This is a genomic window from Cyanothece sp. BG0011 (assembly GCF_003013815.1).
Classification (GTDB): domain Bacteria; phylum Cyanobacteriota; class Cyanobacteriia; order Cyanobacteriales; family Microcystaceae; genus Crocosphaera.
The window spans coordinates 1-21,269 of record NZ_PRLH01000013.1; the positions used below are offsets into that span (position 1 = coordinate 1).

A 21,269-nucleotide genomic window follows, 5' to 3' on the forward strand; every position below is an offset into this window, starting at 1 on the left:
ACTGCTGCTAAGGCTAAAGGGGTATAGCCACTAGGATCTGTGTAATTGGTGGGAGAATTAAAGGTATAACGATATAAATTGAAATCTCCAGCTTGAAAACCAAGGGGGTCTTCACTTATAAACCGTCCTACACTGGCATCGCGATACCTTGCTCCATAATAATCCAACCCAGTCTCATCATCAAATTCTCGTCCCGTGTAACCAAACCGAAACTCAACACTACTATCAGACTCCAGCGTAATATTGCCAAAAGAATCATAAGTAATGTTATTAATAATATTGCCCTCAGAGTCGAGAACTAAACGAATTGACCCCTGATTATCTGTCAAAGCCCAATTAACCTCACCTCCAGCATTTTCAATAGCTATTACTTGGTCAGTCTCCGTCCCATGTAAGAATCTTTCCCGTAAATTTCCGAATCCATCAAAGGTTAAAGCAATATGGTTGTCATCTAAAACAAATCTTTCCACCCTCCCTGTTGCTACACCATCCCCATCCTCATCAACAAACTTAGCAATGCGGCGATCGTAAACATCGTAGATATATTCAGATTCGGTGATAACATTACCGCTACTATCACTGACCACAACCTTCGTTAAGCGATTACGATAATCCCAAGTATATTCAGTTGATCTTGTAGGTTGGGTAGAGGAACGAAACCCAACAAGATAGAAGATTATTCTATCTCTGAAGTTTTAAAATTGAAAAGTTGAAAGGTAAAGGTTTGTTGATACTCATTAAAGCTTTTGTTTTCACAAGCTACTCCCTGAACATTTCATCAAACACACGACGACGTTTATAAGGAGATTCAGGAGAAAGATAACCCCATAAAGATTCCCAATAAAAAAAAGAAACCCCATCAAACCCTTCTTGTCTAACTTTTTCGACTTGCTGTTTAATTTGTTCTATTTTCACAGGATTATTGAGTGTTCCTGATAAAATACCAATACTAACCGATATTTTCTGATGAGCTAACTTTACAGTTGATTCTTGTAATTCTTGATTAAAACTATCCATATCATTGCGATAAACTTGTAAGACCAACTCATCAATCAAACCTTGTTTTATCCAAGTTTTCCAATCTTGTAAATAATTTTGATAGGAAAAAGAGTATGAGTTAGGGGATAAAGAGATCAAAATATTAGGATTTACTGTTTTAAGAGTTGTTACTAAATCTGTCATGAAAGCTGTTAATTTTTTTGCTCTCCAACTCATCCATTGAGCATTATAAGGATTATTCGGTGGATTTTTACCTTTATGTTCTTGTTGATAAAGTTTTATAGTTAATGGATCATATCCTAATTCAACTGGCATCCCGAAATGATCATCTAATTGCACACCATCTACTTGATACTGCATAATAAGTTCTAACATTAATCCCTTAATCAATTGTTGTACTTCAGGATGAAAAGGATTTAACCAAACTAATTGACTCGCTCGTTTTTGATAATTATATTGAATCCAATCTTCTAAAAAGTTTGTTGACTGTTTCTTATTTTTTGTCTTTAGTTCATCCTGAAAAAATGTATTGACAGCACCCTGTTGACTATGGGTTAACCAGTCTGGATGTTTTCTGGCGATTAATGAACTTTTAGGAATCATTAGTCCATACTCAAACCAAGGAATAACTTCTAAACCCCGTTGATGAGATTCTTCAAGAATTACACTTAATACATTAACATTACCGCGAGTCCAGTTTAATAATGGTTCTTGTGACTCTCCAATCATTTCCTTTGCTAAACTACTGGGATAAAAAGTATGACCTCGATTCCAAACAACAGGATAAACTGTATTAAAATGAAGTTCAGATAACTGTTGAATGGCACGGTTAACACTACCTGGAACAAATAAAACAGGACTAGCGACATTAGTTAACCAAACTCCCCGTCTTTCATTAAATGTGGGGGAAGCAATCACTTTTCCTGATGCTTGAAAAATTGATTGCGAAACAAATAGTGCCAATAAAATAGTAAGGGTTAAAGCAAGGCAAATTAAACGATTACGCCAAAGAGAAAAGTTTCTATTCATATGCTCCCCTAATAGCTTTCTGTCTCACTACTTTTCTACTATCCATGACATTTTACTCATACACTATGATAAAATTAATGAAGTCAAGTTAAACTAGATTATGATTTCAATTGGTAACATAACTTGAAAAATAGAGCTTAGATTCTGTAACTGGTTACACTTGATTGCATAAGATCAAAACAAGAGCTTTTGAGTGCGAGAACATCGAGCAATCCGAAACAATAGTAAAAAGCAGAGTTGCAAAACCATATAATACTTTGCTATAATACTGAGTCCGATAGCAATAATGATTATTGTAACTAGCAAACCTCTTCTGGATAAAGACTGTGGCTAATTCTAAGTCTGCACTAAAACGTATTAGAACATCTGAACGCAACCGACTCCGCAATAAAAGCTATAAGTCGGCGGTAAGAACTCTGATGAAAAAGTATTTTCAAGCGGTAGAAGAATATTCCGCGTCCCCAACACCAGAAAACAAAACAGTGGTGGAGCAAAGGATGTCAGCCGCTTATAGTAAAATTGACAAAGCCGTTAAGCGGAGTGTTTTACATCGCAACAATGGAGCCAGAAAAAAAGCCCGTTTAGCCAAAGCACTACAAAAAGTTGCCTCAGCCTCCTAAGCAGGTCAAACCTCGGTTTATAGGTCGTTTTTAAAGCTACAATGAAATGGGGCAACCCATCATTCATTGGGCTTCTTAGATAACCGATAAAAGATAGTTAGATCGATTGATAGGAAAAAAGACAAAAATAAGTCAAGTCCTGAATATCAATGATTAATTATCAATTATCAAATGATATGACCAAATCAGAGGAGACTGATGCAATTAATAGATACCCACGTTCATATTAATTTTGATGTGTTTGAGTCTGATCTCGAAGACATCAAAACTCGTTGGCAACAAGCACAAGTTGTCCACTTAGTGCATTCTTGCGTAGAGCCGAGTGAATTTAAGAGTATTCAGGCTTTAGCTGATCATTTCGGTAACTTATCCTTTGCCGTGGGGTTGCATCCCTTAGACGCTCAAAAATGGACGAATACCACTGAGACGGAAATATTAAACTATGCTAAGTCCGATCAAAGGGTAGTGGCCATTGGGGAAATGGGGTTAGACTTCTATAAAGCCAGTAACCATCAACAACAACAGCAAGTGCTAGAAGCACAACTCAGGATAGCACACCAGTTGCAAAAACCCATTATCATCCATTGTCGAGATGCAGCCCAAAAACTGAAAGATGTTTTAGAATTGTTTTGGCAACAAACAGGCGAAGTTAAAGGCGTTATGCACTGTTGGAGTGGAACACCAGAAGAAACACAATGGTTTTTAGACCTGGGGTTTTACATCAGTTTCAGTGGAGTCGTTACCTTCAAAAACGCCAAGACTATCCAAGACAGTGCAAAAATAGTACCAAACGATCGCCTTTTAATTGAAACCGACTGCCCTTTCCTTGCCCCTGTGCCAAAACGAGGAAAACGGAACGAACCAGCCAATGTTCGCCATGTTGCTGAATTCTTGGCCAAATTACGTGATGTTCCCATCGAAACCTTAGCCCAACAAACCACAGACAACGCTTGTCAACTATTTAACTTATCCCTTGATGATTGACAAGAATACCCCATAAAAACGGCGAATTGAGCAACCTATGACTACTAATCTCATTTATAACTATAATCTACTGCCTGACCTGATTGAAATTCAACATTCAAGTTTTCGTTGGTTTCTTGAAGAAGGTCTAATTGAAGAACTCAATAGCTTTTCCCCCATTACAGACTATACAGGAAAATTAGAATTACACTTTTTAGGAGAAAACTATAAATTAAAGGAACCAAAATACGACGTAGACGAAGCGAAAAGACGAGACGCAAGCTACTCAGTACAAATGTATGTTCCCACCCGTTTAATGAACAAAGAAACGGGAGAAATAAAAGAACAAGAAGTTTTTATCGGGGACTTACCCCTAATGACAGATCGGGGAACCTTTATTATTAACGGTGCAGAACGAGTGATCGTTAATCAGATTGTTCGTTCTCCAGGAGTTTACTATAAAGCAGAAACCGACAAAAACGGACGAAGAACTTACTCTGCATCTTTAATTCCCAACCGAGGCGCATGGTTAAAATTTGAAACCGATAAAAATGGCTTAGTTTGGGTCAGAATTGATAAAACTCGGAAATTATCTGCTCAAGTCCTCTTAAAAGCCATTGGTCTGAGTGATAACGAAATTTTAGATTCTTTGCGTCATCCCGAATTTTACCAAAGAACCCTAGATAAAGAAGGTAACCCCTCAGAAGAAGATGCCTTACTGGAATTGTATCGAAAATTAAGACCAGGGGAACCCCCCACCGTAAGCGGAGGACAACAACTATTAGAATCTCGCTTTTTTGATAGTAAACGTTACGACTTAGGGCGAGTCGGTCGTTATAAACTCAACAAAAAATTACGCTTGAATGCACCAGATACCATTCGAGTGTTGCGTCAAGAAGACATTTTAGCAGCGATCGATTATCTGATTAACCTAGAATTTGATATTGGTAGCGTTGACGACATCGATCACTTAGGTAACCGTCGGGTTAGATCCGTCGGAGAACTGTTACAAAATCAGGTGAGAGTCGGATTGAACCGCTTAGAACGGATTATTCGAGAAAGAATGACCGTTAGCGAATCCGATAGTTTAACCCCTGCTTCTTTGGTTAATCCTAAACCCTTAGTCGCAGCTATCAAAGAATTCTTCGGGTCATCTCAATTGTCCCAATTTATGGATCAAACCAATCCCCTAGCAGAATTAACCCATAAACGGCGGATTTCTGCCCTAGGACCAGGGGGACTCACCAGAGAAAGAGCCGGGTTCGCCGTTCGAGACATTCACCCCTCCCATCATGGGCGTATTTGTCCTGTAGAAACCCCAGAAGGACCGAATGCTGGTTTAATTGGTTCTTTGGCAACCTATGCACGGGTTAACCAATACGGATTTATTGAAACCCCTTACTATCGTGTTGAAGATGGTCGAGTCAGACGCGATTTAGACCCCGTTTACCTAACCGCCGATGAAGAAGACGACTTACGGGTTGCCCCTGGGGATATTAGTACCGATGAAGAAGGGCATATTTTAGGAAATGCCGTTCCGACCCGTTACCGCCAAGAATTCTTCGTTACTACCCCAGACCAGGTAGATTATGTCGCCGTTTCCCCCGTACAGATTATTTCTGTAGCTACTTCAATGATTCCCTTCCTCGAACACGATGATGCTAACCGAGCGTTAATGGGATCTAATATGCAACGGCAAGCCGTACCCTTGTTACGTCCCGAACGGCCTCTCGTGGGAACTGGGTTAGAAGCGCAAGCTGCACGGGACTCTGGGATGGTGATTGTCTCAAGAACCGAAGGCATTGTTACCTATGCTGATGCCAATGAAATCAGAGTCAGAGTAACCGGTCCAGAAGGTCACGAAAAAGTCGGCCAAGAAATTCAATATATCCTGCAAAAATACCAACGGTCTAACCAAGATACCTGTTTAAATCAACGGCCGTTAGTATTTGTGGGAGAAGATGTCGTTCCCGGCCAAGTATTAGCCGATGGTTCAGCCACCGAAGGGGGAGAATTAGCCTTAGGGCAGAACATTTTAGTGGCTTATATGCCCTGGGAAGGCTATAACTACGAAGACGCGATTTTAATTAGTGAACGATTGGTGTATGACGATGTTTATACCAGCATTCACGTCGAAAAATTTGAAATTGAAGCCCGTCAAACTAAACTCGGTCCCGAAGAAATCACCCGCGAAATTCCCAACGTTGGGGAAGATTCCCTGAGAAACCTTGATGAACAAGGAATTATTCGTATTGGTGCTTGGGTAGAAGCAGGAGACATTCTGGTTGGGAAAGTAACCCCTAAAGGAGAATCCGATCAACCCCCAGAAGAAAAACTCTTAAGAGCTATTTTCGGTGAAAAAGCCAGAGATGTACGAGATAACTCCTTGAGGGTTCCCAATGGAGAAAAAGGTCGGGTCGTAGATGTGAGAGTATTTACCCGTGAACAAGGAGACGAATTACCCCCAGGAGCCAATATGGTGGTCAGGGTTTATGTTGCTCAAAAACGCAAGATCCAAGTTGGGGATAAAATGGCAGGTCGTCACGGGAATAAAGGGATTATCTCCCGTATTTTACCTGTTGAAGATATGCCCTATTTACCGGATGGTCGTCCCATGGATATCGTTTTAAACCCCCTGGGTGTTCCTTCACGGATGAACGTGGGACAAGTGTTTGAATGCCTTCTCGGTTGGGCAGGAGAAAACTTAGGGGTACGGTTTAAGATCACTCCCTTTGACGAGATGTATGGAGAAGAATCTTCTCGGAAAACCGTTCACGGATTATTAGAAAAAGCAACTAAAAAACCTCGCAAAGACTGGGTATATAATACCGATCATCCCGGAAAAATAGACGTTTATGACGGACGTACCGGAGAAAAATTTGATCGTCCTGTGACTGTGGGTCAAGCCTATATGCTGAAACTGGTTCACCTAGTGGATGATAAAATTCATGCTCGTTCTACCGGTCCATACTCCTTGGTAACTCAGCAACCTCTTGGTGGTAAAGCGCAACAAGGGGGACAACGGTTCGGAGAAATGGAAGTATGGGCATTAGAAGCTTATGGGGCTGCCTATACCCTGCAAGAACTGTTAACGGTTAAATCTGACGATATGCAGGGACGAAATGAAGCCTTAAACGCCATTGTCAAAGGTAAACCCATTCCCCGTCCAGGAACTCCCGAATCCTTTAAAGTGTTAATGCGAGAATTACAATCGTTAGGACTAGATATTGCCGTTCACAAAGTAGAAACTGCCGACGATGGAACCAGTCGAGATGTAGAAGTTGACCTGATGATCGATAGTCAACGTCGCGCGCCGAACCGTCCTACTTATGAATCTTTAACTAGCGAGGATCTCGAAGAAGAAGAAGTGTAAACAGTTAGCAGTGACCAGTGGATAATTAATAGTTAAGTCTGACAATTAGAATCAGTTATTAACTATTAATTATCAATTACCAACTATCAACTATTCATTAACAACTGAAATGACATTCTATAACCAAATTGTTGACAAAGGCCGTTTAAAGAAATTAATTTCTTGGGCGTATCGAAATTATGGTGCAGCCCGTAGCTCTCAAGTAGCAGATAACTTAAAAGATTTAGGCTTTCGCTATGCCACAAGAGCCGGTGTTTCTATTAGTATCGATGATTTAACCGTTCCCCCCACCAAACGGGGAATGCTCGATAGTGCTGAAAAAGAAATTAACAGCACAGAGGCTAGATATGCTCGGGGAGAAATTACTGAGGTTGAACGTTTCCAAAAAGTAATTGATACCTGGAATAGTACCTCAGAAGAATTGAAAGACGAGGTGGTTAGGAACTTTCGACAAACTGATCCGTTGAACTCCGTTTATATGATGGCCTTTTCTGGGGCGCGGGGTAACATGAGCCAAGTGCGTCAGTTAGTGGGAATGCGGGGGTTAATGGCAGATCCCCAAGGACAAATTATTGACCAACCTATCAAAACGAATTTCCGTGAAGGGTTAACCGTAACAGAATATGTGATCTCCTCCTATGGAGCGCGCAAAGGATTAGTTGATACCGCCTTGAGAACAGCCGACTCAGGGTATTTAACCCGACGGTTAGTAGACGTTTCCCAAGATGTCATTGTCAGAGAAATCGACTGTGGAACCCGCAGAGGGTTGAAAGTAACTGCTATGAAAGACGGCGATCGCGTCAAAATTGCCCTAGGCGATCGCCTTCTAGGACGAGTGTTAGCCGAAGACGTGATGGTAGGAGACGAAGTTATCGCCTCTCGCAACCAATCCATCGATGCAGCCTTAGCCGCGAAAATCGGTGAGAGTGTTGAATCAGTGATGGTGCGATCGCCCCTAACCTGTGAAGCAGCGCGATCGGTTTGTCGGTGCTGTTATGGTTGGAGTTTAGCCACAGGGCGAGCAGTAGACTTAGGAGAAGCTGTCGGGATTATTGCCGCTCAGTCCATTGGGGAACCGGGAACTCAGTTAACCATGCGGACGTTCCACACAGGGGGTGTGTTTACCGGAGAAGTCGCTGAACAAATCAAAGCCCCTGATAATGGAACCGTCAAATGGGGTAAAGGATTAAGTACCCGTAAAGTTAGAACTCGTCACGGAGAAGACGCTTTCCAAGTGGAACTAGCAGGGGACTTAATTTGGACTCCCACCGGTAGTGGGAAGAAAATGACCTATTCTGTGACCCCTGGCTCAGTTCTCTTTGCAGCCGATGGGGATACCGTTGAAAAAGACAAAATGTTAGCTGAAGTCACCGCAGCTAAGTCAACTCGCTCAACAGAACGAGCCACCAAAGACGTATCTACTGACTTAGCAGGGGAAGTCTTCTTTGCCAACTTGATCGCAGAAGAAAAAACTGACCGCCAGGGAAATACCACCCATATTGCCCAAAGAGGGGGACTGGTTTGGGTGTTATCAGGGGAAGTCTATAACTTACCGCCAGGGGCTGAACCTGTGGTGTCTAATGGAGATGACGTAACAGAAGGCACGGTGTTAGCAGAAACGAAGTTGGTTTCTATTAACGGGGGTGTGGTTCGTTATCAACCCCAAAGCCGTGAAATTGACATTATTACCGCTTCTGTATTATTGGATCAAGCTGAAGTTCGCAAAGAAAGTACAGGCGGCCACGAGCAATACGTCATTTATACAGCAGATGGTCAACGGTTCTTATTAAAAGCCACCCCCGAAACCAAAGTACAAAACCACGCCATTATCGCCGAATTGATCGACGATCGCTATCAAACCAGTACCGGGGGAATGTTACGGTACGGTGGCATTGAGGTGGCCAAAGGCAGTCGTAAAACCGGTTACGAAGTGCTGCAAGGAGGAACCTTGTTATGGGTTCCAGAAGAAACCCACGAAGTTAATAAAGATATCTCTTTGTTAGTCGTCGAAGATGGACAATATGTCGAAGCCGGAACCGAAGTAGTCAAAGACATCTTCTGTCAATCCTCTGGCGTGATCGAAGTCGTACAGAAAAATGATATTCTCCGAGAAATTATTATTAAACCAGGAGAATTTCATTTAGATGTCGATCCCGATGAAGTATCCTTGAAAAACGAAGACTTGATTCCCCCAGGCACCGAAGTTTTACCTGGCGTAGTAACAGAGGAGCTACGTCAAGTCGAATGGATTGAAAGTACCGAAGGAATGGGGTTATTACTGCGTCCTGTGGAAGAATACCCCGTAAGTAACGAACCGGCAGCCCCCTCCCAAGGGTCGATTAATGAAGAAGAAGTAGGACGACACATTGAACTGCGATCAGTCCAACGACTCTTTTTCAAAGATGGAGAACGGGTAAAATCCGTAGATGGAATTCACCTGTTAAGTACCCAATTGGTGCTAGAAATTGAAACTGAAACAGAACAAGCGGCCGCTAATTTAGCAGCAGATATCGAACTCAAAAATGACGAAGAAGAAGATTGTCAACGGCTACAGTTAGTTATCTTAGAATCTCTAATTCTACGTCGGGATCTTGATACCGATCCTCATGGTGGCACCATTAAAACCAGTGTGTTAGTCACCGACGGAGATCAAATCGCGCCGGGAGACGTAGTGGCCAAAACAGAAATTCAGTGTCGAGAAGAAGGGGAAGTTCGAGGTATCCGAAGTGGACTAGAAGCGGTGCGACGGGTGTTAATTGTCCGAGACGAAGACTTAGAGATGATTACCATCAAAGAGAAGCCAACAGTAGCCAAAGATGATTTAATTGTTGCTGGTACTGAATTAGCCCCAGGGGTGACGGCCACAGAGTCAGGTTTAGTCGTAGGCATTAATGAAGTTGAAGAAGGTTATGCCATCAGATTACGCTTAGCTCGTCCTTATCGGGTTTCTCCTGGAGCCATTTTACATATTGCTGATGGCGATCTGGTACAACGAGGGGATAATCTGGTGTTACTGGTGTATGAACGGGCGAAAACCGGTGACATTATCCAAGGTTTACCGAGAATTGAGGAATTATTAGAAGCGCGTAAGCCAAAAGAAGCTTGTGTTCTTTCTCGCAAGCCAGGGGTTTGTCAGGTTGAATATTTAGAGGATGAAAGCGTTGATGTCAAAGTCATTGAGGATGATGGCACTGTTAGCGAATATCCCATTCTACTCAATCAAAACGTCATTGTTTCTGATAATCAACGGGTCGATGTGGGTGAGCATTTAACTGACGGTCCAGCGAATCCTCACGAATTATTAGAAGTCTTCTTTGACTACTATGTAGACAAAAAAGGAGTTTACGAAGCAGCCTTAATCGGTTTGCAAGCAGCCCAGAAATTCTTAGTCGATCAAGTACAGAGTGTTTATCAGTCCCAAGGCATTGATATTTCTGACAAACACATTGAAGTGATTGTGCGTCAGATGACCGCTAAAGTTCGGGTGGATGATGGGGGAGATACCACCATGTTACCTGGGGAATTAGTGGAATTACGGCAAATTGAACAGGTCAATGAAGCCATGGCCATTACTGGCGGTGCGCCGGCTCGATATACCCCTGTGTTGTTGGGGATTACTAAAGCCTCTCTGAACACTGATAGTTTCATTAGTGCGGCTTCTTTCCAAGAGACAACCCGTGTCTTAACTGAGGCAGCGATCGAGGGTAAATCTGACTGGTTACGGGGTCTTAAAGAGAACGTGATTATCGGTCGTTTGATCCCTGCAGGAACGGGGTTTAATGCTCATGAAGAGATGGTGATGGGAACCCTAGATAATGGGGAAGAAAGCCTCAATAATCGTTATGGACAAGGGGACCGAGACAACAAAAATGGTGATCAAAAACCCCCTAATCGTTTAATTGGGGCAACTCTTGATGAGGTGGATGAGAATATGATCTTAGATGATAATATTGCTCGTGCCTACACAGAAGCTGATCCCCCTTGGTCCGTTGAATCGGAAGAGGATAAGGATGATCAAACGAAAAAGTAGAGGATATTAAACCTCTTTGAAAGAGTGAGCTTCTTGTCTCACTTAACCCCTCTATTTTCTAGAGGGGTTTTTAATATTGGGATTTTGTTGATAACTGAATTTACAATTGATTTCTTCAAACTCTAATATCTGTGTCACTACTCCCACTAACAATGGTTCCATCTTTACTGATAGCAACTTTACTAACAGACTTAAAATGACCTTTAAGAGTACGTAATAACTCTCCTGTTTCTATATTCCATACTTTAATATTCCCACCACTACCATAAGTAATTAATTGTTTATTATCAGGAATAAAATCAACACATTTCACAACATGAGGATAAAGATCATATTTCGCTAAATTCAACGCTTCGGTAACAAAATCTCTACGAATTTTATCTAGAAAATTTTTAGTAATTTCTTGCTCATTAATGGTCTTAATAACCACATAATTTCCCTTTTTATCCTGACCTAAATACGTTAAGCAAAAACCTCCTTTTCCTATTGGTTTTATGATAGTATAGCGACCATTATCTAACCGATGTCCAGCATTCCAACCCGTCATAACCAATCAAGCAAACCTTTAATCATTACCCTCCATTGTAGGCATTTTTCCCCTAAAATTGCTCTAAACTGTGTCTAGGTTGAAAACAGTAGTTTATGAAGATACATGATCTAAAATATGTTATGGTGGGAGTCAAAGATAAAACAGGTTAGCTGTTATAAATTTTTGTTAGAAGGAGTAATGAACTTAAAAATTCGGATAAATAAACAATTACTCCGAACTATCTTTTTTTCGGGGATAGTATTGGGATTAATCAGTTGTCAAGCATGGCCACAGAAAAAGCAAAATAAAGAATTAGCTATTATTGTCAACCATGCTGATCCTTTAAGTGTTCAAATTGGTCAATATTATCGTCAAAAGCGCAATATTCCAGCCGATCATGTTATTGAAGTTATTTTTGATCCTAGCGTTACTAACTTATCATCCGAAGACTTTGCACGCATTAAACAAGAAGTGGACGCTTTAACGCCTCCTGAAGTGAAAGGATATGCTTTAACTTGGACAAAACCCTATCGAGTCGATTGTATGTCCATTACCAGTGCTTTTGCTTTGGGGTTTGATACCCGTCACTGTGCTAAAGGATGTCAAGCGATCGCTCCTAATCCTTACTTTAATAGTAACCGTTCTGAACCCTTTCTAGATTTTGGAATTCGTCCAACTATGACCATTGCTGCCACCAGTTTTGAGGAGGCAAAAGCATTAATTGATCGCGGTGTCGCTTCAGATAATACCCATCCTCAAGGGACAGCTTATTTAATGGATACCAAAGATAAAGCCCGTAATGTGCGCTCTAATTTCTATTCAACTATTACAAAACAATTGTCGTCAAGAATTCCCATTGAAGTCATTAAAAGTAATGTTTTAAAAGATAAAAATGATGTTTTATTTTATTTCACGGGAGTGAGTAAAGTAAGAGGATTAGAAAGCAATACTTTTTTACCAGGGGCGATGGCTGATCATCTCACATCTTTTGGGGGGAAACTCACCGATAGTGGTCAAATGAGTAGTATGGAGTGGTTAAAAGCCGGTGCAACCGGTAGTTATGGAGCCGTCGTCGAACCCTGTAACTTTGTGCAAAAATTCCCCCATCCTGGGGTTGCCATGTATCATTACTTGCAAGGAGATAACTTATTACACGCTTATTGGAAAAGTGTCGGTTGGGTTGGCCAAGGAATCTTTATTGGAGAACCCTTAGCCCGCCCTTTCGGAAATGCTGATGACAATTAGTATCAGTGGTTTTTAGCTTTTTTTATTGCCATGGCCAGGACAAGGGAGAGGGGAAACGGAGCGATCCAACCATCCAGCAGCTTGATTAATATGGGCTAACGCTTCATCAGGTTGATTGTTGAGTAAAAAGACAAGAGCCGTTGCCAGTTGCTGTTTAGCTTGTGCTTGGCGATCGCCTTTTAAACGGTGCCAATCATTGGGAGTAATGCTTAACTGTTGTGCTAAAATTTGAGCCAATTCTAGAGAAGAGTTGGATTGTAATGACTCGGTTTGAAAAACTTGAGACATAGAAGACATGGTTCAGTTTAAGATAGTAACAGAGCAACTGTAATATTGCCCCTTCTTAAGTTTAACTAATAATTGTAGCGAGAATGCCCTCCATTGAATCCAATCAGTCCCCAAACCCTGACGAAGAATTTGAAACCGCTTTGATGGAAGTCGAGCGATCGCTGCTTAAACTCAAAGAACGCTACAAAGAAGTAGAGCAGGCACAAAAGCAAAAATTAAACTTAGAAGAGAGATTAAACACCGTTTCCCCCCAAGACACCGCCGAGGTTCAAAAGATTAACGAAGAACTGCAACAATTAACGATTACCTTAGAAAGTAACTTATTAACCGAAGACGATGTAAAAACCCTTTTATGGGAAGGCATTCGTCAAGGATTATTAGGGGAAGTTTTTTGGCAAATTATTCGCTTTGGTGGGTTAGGAATTATCTTAGGATGGTTGTTGAAAACTTGGGCAGGTTAAAATAGACAAAGCAGATAAACGAGCAAAAATTCATGAAAACAAAACGAGAAATATGGCAATGTGTAGAAGGGTGTGGGGCTTGTTGTAACTTAGATCCCAGCGATCGCCCTGACTTAGAAGACTATTTAACCCCAGAAGAATTAGAGCATTATTTAAGTTTAGTGGGAGAAGATGGATGGTGTATTCATTTTGACCATGAAACGCGAAAATGTTTAATTTATGAACAACGTCCCCGTTTTTGTCGGGTACAACCTGATACATTCGAGGCAATGTATGACATTGACTCCTCTGACTTTAACGAATTTGCCATTGATTGTTGTCGCCAACAAATCGAGGGAGTTTACGGAGCTAAAAGTCCCGAGATGAAACATTATAATAGAGGAATCACACAATATAACTCACCAAAGTAAGGAGGTTGGCCTATCGATACCATCTACGGAAACCTGCAAGGGTTAAAACCCAATCAAATCAAGCAGTTAAAACGACTTTATCATCAAAAACTACGGGGCGATCGCTTCACGTCTCCAGAGTTTGCCCAAAGACTGGCTGCCGTCAGTTCGGATCTAGGCCAAGGGGTATGCGCTTATATTAACCGTCGTGGCCAAGTGATTCGGGTCGGAGTGGGAACCCCTCGACAAACCCAAATACCAGCCCTAGAATTACCGCGTTACGGGGCAGAACGACTTTCAGGGATTCGCTGCATTGCCACCCAACTCAAAGCTGATCCCCCTAAAGAGTCCAGTTTAACGGCCATGGTACTCCAACGTTTAGATACCTTAGTCCTCCTGTCCGTTACCTCAGAAGGTAAAATGCGACGAGGGGGTGGGGCAACTGGATTTGTTAAAGAAGCCTATATTGCCCATTTACTGCCCGCTTCAGAGTTCAACCCCAACCATGCTTATTATTGGACAGTTTCCCCCCCCATGACCCTGGAAACCCTCTCAGAACAGGACTTTTTAGGATTAGTCGAAGGATTAGAAGCGGAGTTTCGTCGGGAATATGTCGCCCAACAAGTCGAAGGAGATCACGAAAGGGTACTCATCGTCGGGTTACAAACAGGCAAAATGAGCGATCGCGCCTTTGCTGACGAGTTAGCCGAAGTAGAACGACTCGTAGAAACCGCCGGCGGGGAAACCGTCGAAACCATCCAACAAAAACGTTCTCATCCCCATCCTCAAACCCTTGTTGGCAAGGGAAAGGTAGAAGAAATTGCCTTACGGGTGCAAACCTTGGGGGCTAATTTAGTGGTGTTTAGTATCGACTTATCCCCGGCCCAAGTCCGAAACCTAGAGACTCAATTAGGAGTTAAAGTCATTGATCGAACTGAGGTGATTTTAGATATTTTTGCCCAACGGGCCCAGTCTCGTGCCGGGAAGTTACAAGTCGAGTTAGCCCAGTTAGAATATATGTTGCCTCGGTTAGTGGGTCGGGGTCAAGCCATGTCTCGTTTGGGCGGTGGTATTGGCACCAGAGGACCTGGGGAAACTAAATTAGAAACGGAACGTCGAGCCATTCAACGGCGTATTTCTCGCTTACAACAAGAAGTCAATAAGTTACAATCTCATCGTTCCCGTCTGCGTCAACAACGTCAAAAACAGGAAGTTCCTACCATTGCCATCGTCGGTTATACCAATGCCGGTAAGTCTACATTGCTCAATGGGTTAACCAATGCAGAAGTGTACACCGCCGATCAATTATTTGCCACCCTCGATCCGACCACTCGTCGTTTATCGGGTGTTGATAATCAGACAGGACAACCTTACACTTTTTTGTTGACAGATACAGTGGGATTTATTCATGAGTTACCCCCGTCTTTAGTGGATGCGTTTCGGGCAACTTTAGAAGAGGTAACAGAAGCGGATGCTTTATTACATTTGGTTGATTTATCTCACCCGGCCTGGCAACATCAGATACAGTCTGTAATGACTATTTTACAGGAAATGCCTTTAGTTCCTGGCCCTATTTTATTAGTCTTTAATAAGATTGATACCGTCGATGGAGAAAGGTTACGGATTGCACAAGAAGAATATCCTTTAGCTGTGTTTATTTCTGCGAGTGAAAGATTAGGGTTAGAAACGTTACGCCATAAATTGGGTCAGTTGGTTCAATATGCCTTAAATAATTCTAGTTTGTGATCTCAGACTTCTCCTAATCTAAACTAGCTAATTTAATCGAAGGTGAAAGATGTGAGTTATAGTTACGGTGAATTATCTCTTTAGTGTGAGAAGTAAAGACACTCTAATCAGCTATGAAAAAGGTACAAATTTATACAGATGGGGCTTGTTCTGGTAATCCAGGAAAAGGGGGTTATGGCATTATTTTAGTGTATAACGAACACCGAAAAGAACTGTCAGGGGGGTATCGTTTGACCACCAATAACCGTATGGAAATGATGGCCGCTATTATCGGTTTAGAAGCTTTAAAAATGCCCTGTGAGGTCAGTTTATATACGGATTCTCGTTATTTAGTCGATGCCATCACTAAAGGATGGGCAAAAAAATGGCAAGCCAACGGTTGGAAAAGAAATACAAAAGAAACGGCAAAAAATCCCGATTTATGGCAAAAATTATTAACCTTATGTGAAGAACATGAGGTAAAATTTATTTGGGTCAAAGGTCATGCCGGACACTCGGAGAATGAACAATGCGATCGCCTAGCTGTGACAGCAGCCCAACAATCAGAATTGGCTATTGATGAAATCTATGAACAGCAGTAACCTGGCTGTTACAAACTTTAATTGATAAAAAACTGAAAGCAATTCCCTTGCTTGTACAATAATAAATGGAAGATTGGAAGAAACCTATGAATGATAATGCGACCTCTACGCAGCGCAACGCTGATAAAGTAGAAATCTCTATTAACCTTGATGCAGAAGTCCTTGAACAACTGCAACACCTCACCAATGACCCTAGTCGCATTATTGAAACAGCGATTAAGCAGTGGTTAAATGGAGAACGAAACAGAGATGATGATTTAACCCGTACGTTTCGTCGTAACCCTCCCTTACCACCGCGAGGGGAATGGAATGATTAAACCAGTTATTAATTGACCTGACCAAGCAACAAAGGGCGCGAAGTTTGCGCCCCTTATTGAGATGAAATAGAGAAGGGAAGTATCACAACAATCCATAAGCTGCATAGTGAAAGGGCTAAATTCTTAACCTAACAACCTCCTAGTAGTATAATAGGTAAGATTAAGAAAGATTAAGTTTTTCTTGATATCAGGTTTAAATAAGGAGATCCAACAGCGAATGCAGCAACCCATGACTGTGAAGCGACCAGAACCAAAAGTGGTCGACCTACCTTTTACGTTACAAGATATTAGAGAAGCTATTCCTCCCCATTGTTTTGAATCATCTGCCATTAAATCCTTGGCTTATTTTTTTTGGGATATTTTCGTCATATCTGTTCTCTATGCGATCGCTTATTCAATAGATTCTTGGTTTTTTTGGCCAATTTTTTGGGTCATGCAAGGTACCATGTTTTGGGCATTATTTGTCGTTGGACATGATTGTGGTCATGGTTCTTTTTCTCGCTACAAATGGTTAAATAATCTTATTGGTCATCTGTCTCATACGCCCATTTTAGTTCCGTTTCACGGTTGGCGTATTAGTCATCGCACTCATCATAAAAATACTGGTAATATCGATACGGATGAAAGTTGGTATCCTATCACAGAATCTAAATACAATGAGATGGGATGGATAGAAAAGTTTGCCCGTTTTAAATTGGTTTTATTCCTTTATCCTCTTTATTTATTTAAGCGTTCTCCAGGAAGAAAAGGCAGTCATTTTGATCCTAAAAGTGACCTGTTTCGTCCCTCTGAAAAATGGGATGTTTTAACCAGTACCATTTGCTTGATTGGTATGTTAGCTTTGTTAGGATTTCTAACTTATCAATTCGGCTTTTTGTGGTTACTTAAATATTATTTGGGACCTTATGTTGTTTTTGTGATGTGGTTAGATTTAGTCACTTTTTTACACCATACTGATCCTGATGTTCCTTGGTATCGTGGCAAAGATTGGTACTTTTTAAAAGGGGCTTTATCTACGGTAGATCATGATTATGGATTTATCAATGATATCCATCATAATATTGGGACTCATGTTGCTCATCATATCTTTTTAACCATGCCTCACTACCATTTAAAAACGGCAACAGAAGCGATTAAACCCGTTTTAGGAGAGTATTATCGTAAGTCAGATTACTCCATTTTAGAGGCATTTATTCGGGGTTACAATATTTGTCACGTGGTTCCCGATGAAGGTGGAAAAGTTTACTGTGAATCTAGAGAGTTTTAAGTTTTAATTCTTGATTTCTAGTTACCAAAAAACGTAATTAAATTAATCAATAAAAGGGAAGGTATTTAATCAGTATCTTCCTTTTTTTATAAGATAAAGATATTATAGTAAGGTGGGGAGTGCATCAGCCTACTTCAATTAAAAGGTTAATTAATATGAAATATCCTGAGATGCGTCAAGAGTTATTATTATCTATAAAAATTTTATCTGATCTTGAATATCAAAAACAAAATTGGTTAAACAATACTAACGGTGAACATGATTGTTTTGACTATGTTATCCATTTTTTGTATGATCAAGCTAGTTTTGATGAAGATCCAGAAACAACAATTGGCTTATTTGTTAAAAATGAGGAAGAAATAATAAGTATTATTAAAGTGATAGAAAGTTTAGAAAAATTGTTTGAAACATTGGGAACAAATGCCTCGGATTCAGATTATATTAATTCGCAACAATGGAGAAATGTTATTATAAATGCTAAGAAAGCTTTGCAAATATTAGAGAAATAGCAATTATTACTTTGTAGGTTAGGTTTCGTTCCTTAACCCAACAGAATGCTTTATTTATGAAAGCGATCGCATTTCTATAATCGTTTATTCTTGGTAGGAATATGAGTATTAATTTAACCGAGAAAGCAGCATACGCTGCAATGTATGCCTATTTGGTCAAGGTATATGAAATGACACAATCTGACGATATAGGGGGTTTACTTGGCAGTATGAGTACACTATCTGATGGCAAAACTGTCGATCCTGCTATTTGGGATGATTGGTTACAGTGTATAGATGAAGTTAAACAAAATAAGGTTGATATAAAACTGCGACTAAAATAATAGGTGAAGAAAAAATTATCTTTTCTTATTGCAAAATATAAGGAAAACATAAATTTCACGCTTACTGAGAGTTGAAAATTTATCGTTACCCTAGAATTGAAGAAACAATATTAATGGGATCAGCAAAACAGACTGATCATCGATGATAGTCAAATATGATACAACTCTCTTCAAAACCAGAATCAAAAACCCCTCAACCCTCCGTAGAAACCGTTACCCTTGATGTACAAGGAATGAAATGTGCAGGTTGTGTGAGTGCAGTAGAAAGACAACTGACGCAACAGTCTGGGGTGATCTCAGCTTGCGTTAATTTAATCACAGAAGTAGCAGTCATTGACTATGAACCCGAAACCATTCAACCCGACACATTAGCTGAAAAATTAACGAAAATAGGCTTTCCTTCTGATATTCGTAGCGCACAAACCTTAACCCCTCAGCAAGTTCATCTTAATCAAACTCAACGACGAGAAGAAGAAGCAAAACAACAAAAAATAAATCTTATTACCGCAGCCATTTTATTAATATTTTCAACATTAGGGCATTTAGAACATTTCGGCGGTCCAACCATTCCTATTATTAGTAATTTATGGTTTCATTGGGGACTAGCAACGTTAGCCATACTTATTCCTGGCCGAGAAATTATTATTGATGGTTGGCGAGGACTATCCCACGGCATGGCTAACATGAATACGTTAGTGGGTTTGGGAACCCTCAGTGCCTATATTACTAGCTGTGTAGCGTTTCTTGTGCCTAGTTTGGGTTGGGAATGCTTTTTTGATGAACCGGTGATGTTGTTAGGGTTTATTCTTCTGGGCCGTACCCTTGAAAAACAAGCCAGAAACCGCGCGTCTTCGGCTTTAGAAGCCTTAATGGCCTTACAACCAACTATGGCCCGGTTGGTGGGTGATCCCTTCTCTGATGATAGTTCTAGCATAGAAATTCCTGTCGAACAAGTGAGGGTAGGGGAATATGTCAAAGTCTTACCAGGGGAAAAAATACCCGTTGATGGAGAGATTGTTAAAGGAAAAACTGCCATTGATGAATCTTTGGTAACAGGGGAATCGGTTCCCGTGGCTAAAGAACCCGGCGAGAAAGCGATCGCAGGAACCCTTAACCAGTCTGGGGTGATTACTCTCAAAACCACCGAAGTCGGAGAAAATACCACGTTAGCCCAAATTATCACCTCAGTAGAAACGGCACAAACAAGAAAGGCCCCTATTCAACAGTTAGCTGATACGGTAGCCGGATATTTCGCTTACGGGGTGATGGGTTTAGCGTTATTAACTTTTCTCTTTTGGTTCACTATAGGAACAAATTTATATCCCCAAGTCTTAAACCCAAGTCACACAGAGATGGCCATGGGGTCAACCTCTCCCATGTTATTGAGTCTCAAACTAGCGATCGCTGTTTTAGTAGTAGCTTGTCCTTGCGCGTTGGGTTTGGCCACTCCTACCGCCATTTTAGTGGGAACTAGCATCGGATCAGAAAGGGGACTATTAATTAAAGGGGGAGATGTCCTCGAAAAAGTTCATCAACTCGATGGGGTGATCTTTGATAAAACCGGAACCCTTACGGTTGGTCATCCTAGCGTCACCGATTATTTTACGTTTGACGGCATGAGTTCTCACTCTTTGTTACAGTTAGCTGCAACAGTTGAAAGTGGGGCTAATCATCCCCTAGGAATAGCTATCTTAGAAAAAGCCGAACAAGAAGGATTATCTTTACTTCAGGCTGAAGATTTTCAAACCGAAGCCGGATCAGGAGTTCAAGCGACGGTAGAAGGGAAAACCATCTGGTTAGGCAATGAGGGATGGTTAAAAGAGAAGGGTTTAAGGGTTGAGAAAGACCAAAAGAATAAGATTAACGAGTTAACCCAAGCAGGAAAAACGGTGGTTTATTTGGGGGTAGAAGGGTCAATTAAAGGCGTTTTAGCCCTCAAAGATAATCTTAGACCTGATGCCAAGAAAACCGTCTCAGAATTGCAAAAACGGGGCTTAGAGGTGATCTTGTTAACGGGGGATCATCCCCAAGTTGCTCAAAGCATTGCTACCCAGTTGAATATTAGTCAAGTGTTTGCTGAAATTAGACCCAGTGGTAAAGCAGACAAAGTTGAAGAAATACAGAAAAGTCGAAAAGTGGCTATGGTAGGGGATGGCATTAATGATGCACCGGCCTTAGCTCAAGCGAATTTAGGAATATCCTTACAAGGGTCTACAGAAGTCGCCATGGAAACCGCCGATATTGTACTGATGAGCGATCGCCTTTATGATGTCATCACAGCGATGGACCTTAGTTTAGGGACGTTTAGAAAAATTCGTCAAAATCTAATGTGGGCTTTAGGCTATAATACACTTGCCATTCCTATTGCTGCAGGAATCTTATTACCCAGTTTTGGAGTGATCCTCAGTCCTGCACTGGCTGCGGGTTTAATGGCGTTTAGTTCGGTTACGGTGGTAACTAATTCTTTACTCCTTCGTTATCAATTCCGCCAGTAAAAGCATGAGACAATGGTCAAAGGTTTTGAGTGGGGTGTTAACCTTAGCAAAACCAATCAACAACCATGATAGAAAAGGTTAAGATCGTGTGAGTTGGTTCCCTTT

18 protein-coding genes are annotated in these 21,269 nt (G+C 41.1%); 14 read left to right on the forward strand and 4 right to left on the reverse strand.

The genetic code is table 11. The features are described from left to right. A partial coding sequence (locus tag C4E06_RS03465) for an RHS repeat-associated core domain-containing protein (RefSeq protein ID WP_198648280.1) occupies positions 1-587 on the reverse strand: 587 nt, incomplete at its 3' end. A gap of 172 nt (positions 588-759) precedes the next feature. Then, entirely contained in the window at positions 760-2,028 is a 1,269-nt protein-coding gene (locus C4E06_RS03470) for a glycoside hydrolase family 10 protein (protein WP_107666826.1), read from the reverse strand. A 326-nt stretch (positions 2,029-2,354) separates the two neighbouring features. Between C4E06_RS03470 and rpsT the strand changes: the two genes are divergently transcribed. The 4 genes from rpsT to C4E06_RS03490 all read left to right on the forward strand — a co-directional run bounded on the left by rpsT (position 2,355) and on the right by C4E06_RS03490 (position 11,014). Beyond that, positions 2,355-2,648: a 30S ribosomal protein S20 gene (gene rpsT / locus C4E06_RS03475; protein WP_107666827.1), complete on the forward strand. Its 294-nt coding sequence runs from the start codon at positions 2,355-2,357 to the stop codon at positions 2,646-2,648. A gap of 198 nt (positions 2,649-2,846) precedes the next feature. Continuing rightward, positions 2,847-3,632, forward strand: a complete 786-nt coding sequence (locus C4E06_RS03480; protein WP_107666828.1) for a TatD family hydrolase — start codon at positions 2,847-2,849, stop codon at positions 3,630-3,632. A 37-nt stretch (positions 3,633-3,669) separates the two neighbouring features. Then, the gene (rpoB, locus tag C4E06_RS03485; protein WP_107666829.1) at positions 3,670-6,984 is read left to right on the forward strand and encodes a DNA-directed RNA polymerase subunit beta; all 3,315 of its coding nucleotides are present in this window, start codon (positions 3,670-3,672) and stop codon (positions 6,982-6,984) included. A 109-nt stretch (positions 6,985-7,093) separates the two neighbouring features. After that, positions 7,094-11,014 (forward strand): DNA-directed RNA polymerase subunit beta', encoded by a 3,921-nt coding sequence (locus tag C4E06_RS03490; RefSeq protein ID WP_107666830.1) that lies wholly within the window; start codon positions 7,094-7,096, stop codon positions 11,012-11,014. A 115-nt stretch (positions 11,015-11,129) separates the two neighbouring features. Here the strand turns inward: C4E06_RS03490 and C4E06_RS03495 are convergent, their stop codons facing one another. Further along, positions 11,130-11,561: a hypothetical protein gene (locus C4E06_RS03495; RefSeq protein WP_107666831.1), complete on the reverse strand. Its 432-nt coding sequence runs from the start codon at positions 11,559-11,561 to the stop codon at positions 11,130-11,132. Positions 11,562-11,741: 180 nt separating this feature from the next. Here C4E06_RS03495 and C4E06_RS03500 point away from each other — a divergent pair, with 180 nt between their 5' ends. Further along, entirely contained in the window at positions 11,742-12,788 is a 1,047-nt protein-coding gene (locus tag C4E06_RS03500; protein WP_107666848.1) for a TIGR03790 family protein, read from the forward strand. A 12-nt stretch (positions 12,789-12,800) separates the two neighbouring features. Here the strand turns inward: C4E06_RS03500 and C4E06_RS03505 are convergent, their stop codons facing one another. After that, a complete protein-coding gene (locus C4E06_RS03505; protein WP_107666832.1) occupies positions 12,801-13,085 on the reverse strand; it encodes a DUF6439 family protein in 285 nt (94 codons plus the stop codon). Between the two features lie 74 nt (positions 13,086-13,159). Between C4E06_RS03505 and C4E06_RS03510 the strand changes: the two genes are divergently transcribed. The 9 genes from C4E06_RS03510 (at position 13,160) to C4E06_RS03550 (ending at position 21,164) form a co-directional block, all read left to right on the forward strand. Then, entirely contained in the window at positions 13,160-13,537 is a 378-nt protein-coding gene (locus C4E06_RS03510) for a hypothetical protein (protein ID WP_107666833.1), read from the forward strand. 32 nt (positions 13,538-13,569) lie between these two features. Beyond that, the gene (locus C4E06_RS03515) at positions 13,570-13,947 is read left to right on the forward strand and encodes a YkgJ family cysteine cluster protein (RefSeq protein ID WP_107666834.1); all 378 of its coding nucleotides are present in this window, start codon (positions 13,570-13,572) and stop codon (positions 13,945-13,947) included. A 12-nt stretch (positions 13,948-13,959) separates the two neighbouring features. Then, complete coding sequence (gene hflX, locus C4E06_RS03520; RefSeq protein WP_107666835.1) at positions 13,960-15,672, forward strand: GTPase HflX; 1,713 nt, start codon at positions 13,960-13,962, stop codon at positions 15,670-15,672. 113 nt (positions 15,673-15,785) lie between these two features. Further along, positions 15,786-16,253, forward strand: coding sequence for a ribonuclease HI (gene rnhA, locus C4E06_RS03525; protein WP_107666836.1), 468 nt, complete (start codon positions 15,786-15,788; stop codon positions 16,251-16,253). A gap of 86 nt (positions 16,254-16,339) precedes the next feature. Beyond that, positions 16,340-16,570: a type II toxin-antitoxin system CcdA family antitoxin gene (locus C4E06_RS03530; protein WP_035798868.1), complete on the forward strand. Its 231-nt coding sequence runs from the start codon at positions 16,340-16,342 to the stop codon at positions 16,568-16,570. A 217-nt stretch (positions 16,571-16,787) separates the two neighbouring features. Further along, on the forward strand, positions 16,788-17,837 hold the full coding sequence (locus C4E06_RS03535) for a fatty acid desaturase (protein ID WP_107666837.1): 1,050 nt from the start codon (positions 16,788-16,790) through the stop codon (positions 17,835-17,837). A gap of 155 nt (positions 17,838-17,992) precedes the next feature. Then, entirely contained in the window at positions 17,993-18,346 is a 354-nt protein-coding gene (locus tag C4E06_RS03540; RefSeq protein ID WP_107666838.1) for a hypothetical protein, read from the forward strand. Positions 18,347-18,447: 101 nt separating this feature from the next. Beyond that, a complete protein-coding gene (locus C4E06_RS03545; protein WP_107666839.1) occupies positions 18,448-18,669 on the forward strand; it encodes a hypothetical protein in 222 nt (73 codons plus the stop codon). Positions 18,670-18,824: 155 nt separating this feature from the next. Next, complete coding sequence (locus C4E06_RS03550; RefSeq protein ID WP_107666840.1) at positions 18,825-21,164, forward strand: cation-translocating P-type ATPase; 2,340 nt, start codon at positions 18,825-18,827, stop codon at positions 21,162-21,164. Positions 21,165-21,269: the final 105 nt, after the last annotated feature.

Coding starts and splice junctions, on each gene's coding strand:
- C4E06_RS03470 (WP_107666826.1), bottom strand. CDS start 2,028: ATGAATAGAAACTTTTCTCTTTGGCGTAATCGTTTAATTTGCCTTGCT.
- C4E06_RS03480 (WP_107666828.1), top strand. CDS start 2,847: ATGCAATTAATAGATACCCACGTTCATATTAATTTTGATGTGTTTGAG.
- rpoB (WP_107666829.1), top strand. CDS start 3,670: ATGACTACTAATCTCATTTATAACTATAATCTACTGCCTGACCTGATT.
- C4E06_RS03490 (WP_107666830.1), top strand. CDS start 7,094: ATGACATTCTATAACCAAATTGTTGACAAAGGCCGTTTAAAGAAATTA.
- C4E06_RS03495 (WP_107666831.1), bottom strand. CDS start 11,561: ATGACGGGTTGGAATGCTGGACATCGGTTAGATAATGGTCGCTATACT.
- C4E06_RS03500 (WP_107666848.1), top strand. CDS start 11,742: ATGAACTTAAAAATTCGGATAAATAAACAATTACTCCGAACTATCTTT.
- C4E06_RS03505 (WP_107666832.1), bottom strand. CDS start 13,085: ATGTCTTCTATGTCTCAAGTTTTTCAAACCGAGTCATTACAATCCAAC.
- C4E06_RS03510 (WP_107666833.1), top strand. CDS start 13,160: ATGCCCTCCATTGAATCCAATCAGTCCCCAAACCCTGACGAAGAATTT.
- C4E06_RS03515 (WP_107666834.1), top strand. CDS start 13,570: ATGAAAACAAAACGAGAAATATGGCAATGTGTAGAAGGGTGTGGGGCT.
- rnhA (WP_107666836.1), top strand. CDS start 15,786: ATGAAAAAGGTACAAATTTATACAGATGGGGCTTGTTCTGGTAATCCA.
- C4E06_RS03530 (WP_035798868.1), top strand. CDS start 16,340: ATGAATGATAATGCGACCTCTACGCAGCGCAACGCTGATAAAGTAGAA.
- C4E06_RS03535 (WP_107666837.1), top strand. CDS start 16,788: ATGCAGCAACCCATGACTGTGAAGCGACCAGAACCAAAAGTGGTCGAC.
- C4E06_RS03540 (WP_107666838.1), top strand. CDS start 17,993: ATGAAATATCCTGAGATGCGTCAAGAGTTATTATTATCTATAAAAATT.
- C4E06_RS03545 (WP_107666839.1), top strand. CDS start 18,448: ATGAGTATTAATTTAACCGAGAAAGCAGCATACGCTGCAATGTATGCC.
- C4E06_RS03550 (WP_107666840.1), top strand. CDS start 18,825: ATGATACAACTCTCTTCAAAACCAGAATCAAAAACCCCTCAACCCTCC.